A 6,320-nucleotide genomic window follows, 5' to 3' on the forward strand; every position below is an offset into this window, starting at 1 on the left:
CCGGTCCCCTTGATGGTCATGGTGCTGTTCAGTTTCTTCACTGCCAGTCCGGTATTTCCGGCAAATTTCATGCCGTCATCCATCGTCGCTACCTGATGGTCGCCTTTTTCATCTACATAGTAGATACGTGTCATTTCAGTAGCAGACAGGTTCTTGGCAGGATCCAGGCTTGCCGGGCCCGCATTGACGCCTATATCGGCATGAGTGGATTTCCCGTCTTTGCCGGCAGGTCCGGTCAGGCCGATCTGCCCTTCCGTCCCGTTGGCACCATCTTTCGCCTTAATGGTCACTCCGTCTTTGCCGTCTTTGCCCTTAATGCTGATCCCGTCTTTGCCATGAATGACTACGGAAGAACCGTCTTTTCCGTTGATCCCGATGGAACCGTCTTTGCCGTCGGCGCCTTTCTTGCCGAGCACTAAATCATCGTTTACATTGACTTTGTACGGATTTGCAACAGTGCCTTCGCCCTCAACGGTAGTATTCTTACCGTCTTTCAGGATTGTCTTGCCTGCCGCGACAGCATCTTTCAGCTGGCCGAAGTTCACCGCATCACTGTTTACCGTACCGGCGGCTACGTTGGTGATCTTCTGCCCGCCTGCGTCAATACCGGTCTTCACGATTTTCGGTCCTCCGGTGATGGTCAAACCGTCATTGTTCATAACTGTATCGCCGGTCGTTACGCTGGTCAGATCTTTCAGTTCTTTTGCCAGTTTTACATTCAGCGCGCCGTTTCCAGATACTACGCCGATATTGTTTTCTGACAATTTGCTTGCATCAGCGCCGCCCTTAATATCAAGCTGCTCACCCAGTTTCTTATTGATGACCGTTGTATCGTCGCCTTTGAAGTTCAAGCCTTTTCCAATGGTGTTATTGATGTTCGTGATGTTTGTCGTGTTGGTCTTGACTCCGTCACTGACGGTTTTCAGCTGGTCTTCCGTTGCCGCCTGTCCGTGTACGACTGTCGGGTTGTCAATGTCCCATGTGCGGTTAGTCAGTTCGTTCACTGTACCGGCACCGGTCACTTTGACCGTGCCTGCCTGGATATCTCCCGTGGTTCCGTCAATGGTTACCTTATTGCCGGCCGTGATCTTTCCGCTGGTTCCGTCTACAACAACCTTCTTGTCAGCCGCCGTGCCGAGGGTCACCGTATCACCCAGTCCGAGGGTGTATTCTTTGCCGCCCGTTTCGGCACTGATTCCTTCCGTAACGGTTACGTTGGCGTCTTTCGCTTTGACCGTCGTCGCCTTTGCCGTACCGCCGATGGCCGCATTCAGCTGATCCACGTTAACGGCGTCTGTTCCGTCCGTACCGGCAGCTACGTTGGTGATCTTCTGGCTGTTCGCATTCAGACCGTCTTTGTTGACATAGGTCTTTCCGTTGATGGTCAGGCTGCCGTCAGTTCCCAGGTTGACATCTTTCTTCAGCTTCACATTGAGCTTCGTTCCGTCAGATACGACGCCGATATTATTTTCTGTCAGGTCTGCCGTGGCGCCGCCCTTGATTTCCAGCTTTTCTCCCAGCTTCTTATTGATTGCCGCGCCGGAATCACCGCCGAAGTTCAGCCCTTTGTCAATTGTCGTATTGATGTTCGTGATATTTGTCGTGTTGATATCCTGCTGCGCCTTGGATGCGATATCTGTCAGCGTAACCTGTTTCTTATCGCCGTTTTCATTCGCTACAGTCAACACCATGTTTCCGTCGCTGTCCGCTTTGTACTTGCCCTGGCTTCCTGCTTCCGGATTTTCTACCAGGTGGTAATCTTCTTTTGCCACCTCGGTGAATATTTTGCTCAGGTCTACATTGACTTTTCCCGTGTCATTCCGTTCCAGTGTCAGAGTCTTGCCGTCATTGGAAACGCTGCCGCTTGTGACATAGTTGTTTTTGAGTCCCGTCACATTCGCGGTCAGGCCGTTCGTACCGGTCAGATTTGCCGTGCCGTCGCCGTTCGCCTGGTAAGTTGCGGTGCCGCCCGTTACATACTTATCCTTTGCAGTCACAATACGATCGATATCGCCGATATTGGCTGCGTTCGTTGTTACATTGCCGCCGCTGGCCACATTCGTGATCTGTTTATTTCCTGCGTTGATACCGTCTTTGTTGATATAGGTATTTCCGTTGATAGTCAGACTGCCGTCCGGACCGAGATCCACATCTTTCTTCAAGTTGTATTTTACGGTCGTTACCTTTCCGGACGCATCTTTTGCCACGGAAGCGGTTGTATTTGTCCCATCGGCAAAGTTGACTTTACTGCCGTTTTTCACCGCATTCACATCGTTGCCGTTCCCCTGTGCCGTCCAGGAAACATTGCCTGCCGCATTGGCCGCCGCCGCTTTCAGCTGCGCCACGTTGACGGCATCGGAATCATCCGTACCGGCTGCCACATTGATGATCTGGCGTTTTACCGTGTCCGAGCCGACACTTACGGCGCCAGTCGTCCCCTTTGTCGCATTAATGGCATTTACCTGCGCCGTGCTGGCACCGGCAGGGATATACGGATTGGTTGTTTTCGTATCCCCTGTTGCAGAGCCGCCGGCATGGCGGTTGGAAATGCTGTTTGCCCCGAGAGCCACGCCACCGTCCACTTCGGAATTGGCATTGGAGCCCAGGACGGTGGAATATTCTCTGGAAGCTTTCGCTCCGGAACCCATTACAGAAGAATACTGGCTCGTGCCCGTTGCCGTCGCCCCGACACCGATGGCAATGGTATTGGCCTGATTGCCGTTATCCGCTTTCGCATCCTTACCGATTACGATGGCGGATACGCCCTTGGCGGAAGCATTCAGGCCGATAGCCACGCCGCCGGCATTCGTGGAAGAATCCACGCTTGCTTTCTTGCCCAAAGCGATGCTGCCTTCACTGCCGCCCGCGCTGCTTTCCGTACCGATCGCCAGTCCGCTGTCATCACCGGATCTTAATACCTTGGCCTTATAGCCGCGATGGCAGTACCTTTCTGGGCACCGTCTACGGAACTTTCCGTGCCGATGGCAATACCGCTCTCTGTAGACGAGGCCGTTACCTGTGCTTTCTGCCCGAAAGCAATACCGCTGCCTTCCACACGGCTTCCCGTACCGATGGCCGCCGCATCGGCAGCCGCACCGATACCGATGGACGCGCTGTTACCGATAGCAATGCCGGAACCGTTGACTGTATTTGCGGAAGCATTTTTACCGATGACTACATGGCCGGCGCCGCTTGTGACGGATGCACTGCTGCCGAAAGCGACATTATCATCTCCGGCAGCGCTTTCAACCTTTGCTTCATGACCGATGGCCGTATTATTCTTTCCGCCGGCTGCCTGGGCACTCACACCCATGGCAACAGCATTTTTCCCTTTGCTCCGTGCCAAAGGCCCGATAGCCGTGCTGGCATCGCCTTCCGCCAAAGCATTGAGGCCCATGGCCATAGAAGCGTCACCGGCTGCCTGGCTCATCGCGCCGAGTGCCACGGATGCCGTCCCGATGGAAGCGGTCTTGACATAATAAGGCTTGTCGCCCAAAGCCGCCGAACCAAGCGTCACATCATTGGGCGCCTTATTATTCAGATTTTCATTATTCGCCAGTCCCGGCAGAAGAGTTTCCAGCTTTGTACGATCCAGCTGGATATCATCGGTGCCGATCGCCACGGAAGAGTTTCCGATCGCCCTTGTGTCCGCGCCGACAGCCACCGCCTGCGATCCGTAAGCCTTTCCACGCTGCCGATAGCCACGCTCTGTCCGTCAGGTTTTTCCACCGCGCCTGTGGTATGATCCACATTTTTGACCCTTATATTCGTCTCTGCACCGGAACCGATGGCCACATCGCCCCGGGTTCCGTAGGTATTGCTGTTGCTGCCGATAGCCACCTGTCCCGAACCGGGCAACTGATGGTATTTAGACTTGACTGTTGCCGCCCTGTAGCCGACAGCGATGTCTTCATCAGACTGTACGCTGGATTCCGTCCCGATGGCAACCGCGTTATTGACGGACCGCTTCGCCGTCAGCTTGGTAATCCGTTTCGCACTGCCGGTCAGGCTGACAGAATCTGTATTCCGGGTTCTTTCCAAATCACCGGCTTTGGCAGAAGTACCGAGAGCAATGGAATTATTGCCGCTTGCCATGGCATCATCGCCAATGGCCATAACGCCTTTTTTATCCAGCTGCTCATCAGTCCCTGTCACAAGCGGATTTGTACTCCCGGCATTTTCCAACGTCAACGCGCTGGCTTCACGGCCGATGGACAAAGAACCGGCGCCTTCCGCATGGGCATTGTTGCCGACGGCCGTAGTCCTCACATCATTGGCCGTTGCCGCATTACCTATGGCAACAGAAGACGGCCCGCTGCCGATACTGTCATTCCCTACGGAAACGGAAGAACCGCCGCTGGCTTTGGCCGAATTGCCTACAGCCACACCGTTATTGGAGTCAATAGTCGGTATACGGGGATCCTTATTGTCTGCTGTTCCCGATTCCGCATTGTTGCCGATAGCCACGCCGTCTTTCGCATATCCTTTGGCTCCCGCGCCAGCCGCGACACTGTTGTTGCCTATCGCATTTGCCTGTTTGCCAATAGCAAGGCTCTGTACTCCCTTGGCTATGGCTTTATACCCCATAGCCAAAGCATATTCTTCCTCTGCGTCTGCCCCTGTACCCTGAGCGATTGAATGCTTCTTCATCGCTTTCGCGTTATACCCGTAAGCAATGCTGGAATCACCGGAAGCCGTCGCACTGGTTCCTGCATGGGTCAGTCCTTGCGCCGCATCCGCATCGGCAGGGAGCATACAGCCTGCAATGATTAAGGCACACAAAAATGCACGGAAAGAGTAACTCTTAATGCCGGTATCTTCGCTGCCTCTGCCAACTCTCTTCGTGAGCTCTGAAACGACTACGTAGCAGTTTTTCACTCTGCTCCATATAACCTTATACACTTGATTCACGTAAATTTCATCCTTTCTTGTTTGTAAAATTAGTAATTCCCTTCGAATCCACAAAATTACGACTGCTTTTATCGCTTTTATACTATCTCTATCAGCGATAAATTTCAGCCAAAATACCTTACATCATTTAATGTTTCACGCTACTGCTTATAACTTGACTTCATTCCGGACAGCCCTTTACCGCAACTCATATATCAAATATATTAAACCGGGTCTTATTGCTGTGATATTAAATTCACCCCGTATTTTCCGTTTAATTATGATCCAAAAATTCAAGTTATAATTTTCGCAAAACATTGTCTTCAATTATACACATTTATGCATAATATGTATATATTCTTCTTGCATAATAAGAATTATTTAATCTTAGCTATCAAAACATCAAGTCTCTATATTAAGTATTCTTTATATAAACATCAATATATTAAGTCATATTATTCTTCATTTTATATTATTATAAATAATTGCCAACCTACTTTTATTACAATTAATCAACTCACCTCTCAACAAAAGATTTGTTCAGGAATATAACTGTCCGTAATATTTGTTTTATTTTCATACCCATAGAGTAAGTTCCCCATAATTATCTGATTTTGATGACAATATTTTGATTCCCGTTACTAAGAAGCTGTTCTTCCGTGATTTTTTGTTAATTCTGAAACGACTTGATACATATTACACGTTCGATTGTAAATAACCTTGAAAATTCTGTTCATTCCTTTTCCCCACTCCCTCACATTTTAGACATAATTTCCTTTAATTTTTCCAAGCGTTTTACTTTAACCAGTCTATAACTTGAATTGAATATACCGATTTATTTCAGATATAAATTACTCATAGATTCAGACAGTTAATTATCTCCCTCCTTATTATCATTTTTAAATATCAAATCAAATCCCATAGAAAAAGTTCATCTAAGGGCGTTTCTGTCCCCAATATTCCTTTTATTCTCACTGCTTCTGTAAACCTTAGTTCATCGCGGTTATCTATTTTTAATCGTAATATTGCATAATCTATTTCCATAATTTGAGACAATTCCTTTAAACTCATCCCTCTTCGTGTCAGTTCAATCATCAAGTTTCTGTACATTAGCCACTCTTCTTTCTTCATTTTTAAATTTCGAATATTTCTATTACCATACCATTTTATTCTAAAAAAATCCACTTTAAATTATTTTCATTAGAAAACCCGCTGAATTTTAAAAAGAAGACCCCACTTTCCCCCTCGAAAAGCAGGTTCTTCTTTACCCTTTTCTCACGAATTAAAATTTTCGGAATTTCAAGCCTTTAATAACCGTTGCCGGGACATTATTATCAATAAAAAACTGTGAGGGTAGAACATCACCCTCACGTTTCATTCCTTGTAACTCTCTCTCAATTTCTTTTTATCGTGCAACATAATTGGACTAT

The 6,320-nt window shown here is 48.7% G+C and carries 3 protein-coding genes and 2 pseudogenes; all 5 read right to left on the reverse strand.

From position 1 onward, the window contains the following. Positions 1 to 2,840: pseudogene (locus HMPREF0080_RS00825) on the reverse strand (ESPR-type extended signal peptide-containing protein); the annotation flags it as partial. Between the two features lie 71 nt (positions 2,841 to 2,911). Beyond that, positions 2,912 to 3,622, reverse strand: a complete 711-nt coding sequence (locus tag HMPREF0080_RS09815) for a hypothetical protein (protein ID WP_050808791.1) — start codon at positions 3,620 to 3,622, stop codon at positions 2,912 to 2,914. Between the two features lie 434 nt (positions 3,623 to 4,056). Next, positions 4,057 to 4,911, reverse strand: a pseudogene (locus tag HMPREF0080_RS11585) (ESPR-type extended signal peptide-containing protein); the annotation flags it as partial. Between the two features lie 620 nt (positions 4,912 to 5,531). Then, entirely contained in the window at positions 5,532 to 5,627 is a 96-nt protein-coding gene (locus HMPREF0080_RS11590) for an ESPR domain-containing protein (RefSeq protein WP_071777880.1), read from the reverse strand. Positions 5,628 to 5,796: 169 nt separating this feature from the next. Further along, a complete protein-coding gene (locus HMPREF0080_RS00840; RefSeq protein ID WP_156795267.1) occupies positions 5,797 to 6,075 on the reverse strand; it encodes a hypothetical protein in 279 nt (92 codons plus the stop codon). Positions 6,076 to 6,320: the final 245 nt, after the last annotated feature.

The sequence above is a fragment of the Megasphaera geminata F0357 genome, from assembly GCF_000239275.1.
GTDB lineage: Bacteria > Bacillota > Negativicutes > Veillonellales > Megasphaeraceae > Megasphaera > Megasphaera geminata.

Bases quoted from the DNA above. Each gene is read 5' to 3' on its own strand.
- HMPREF0080_RS11590 (WP_071777880.1), bottom strand. From the start codon at position 5,627: ATGAACAGAATTTTCAAGGTTATTTACAATCGAACGTGTAATATGTAT.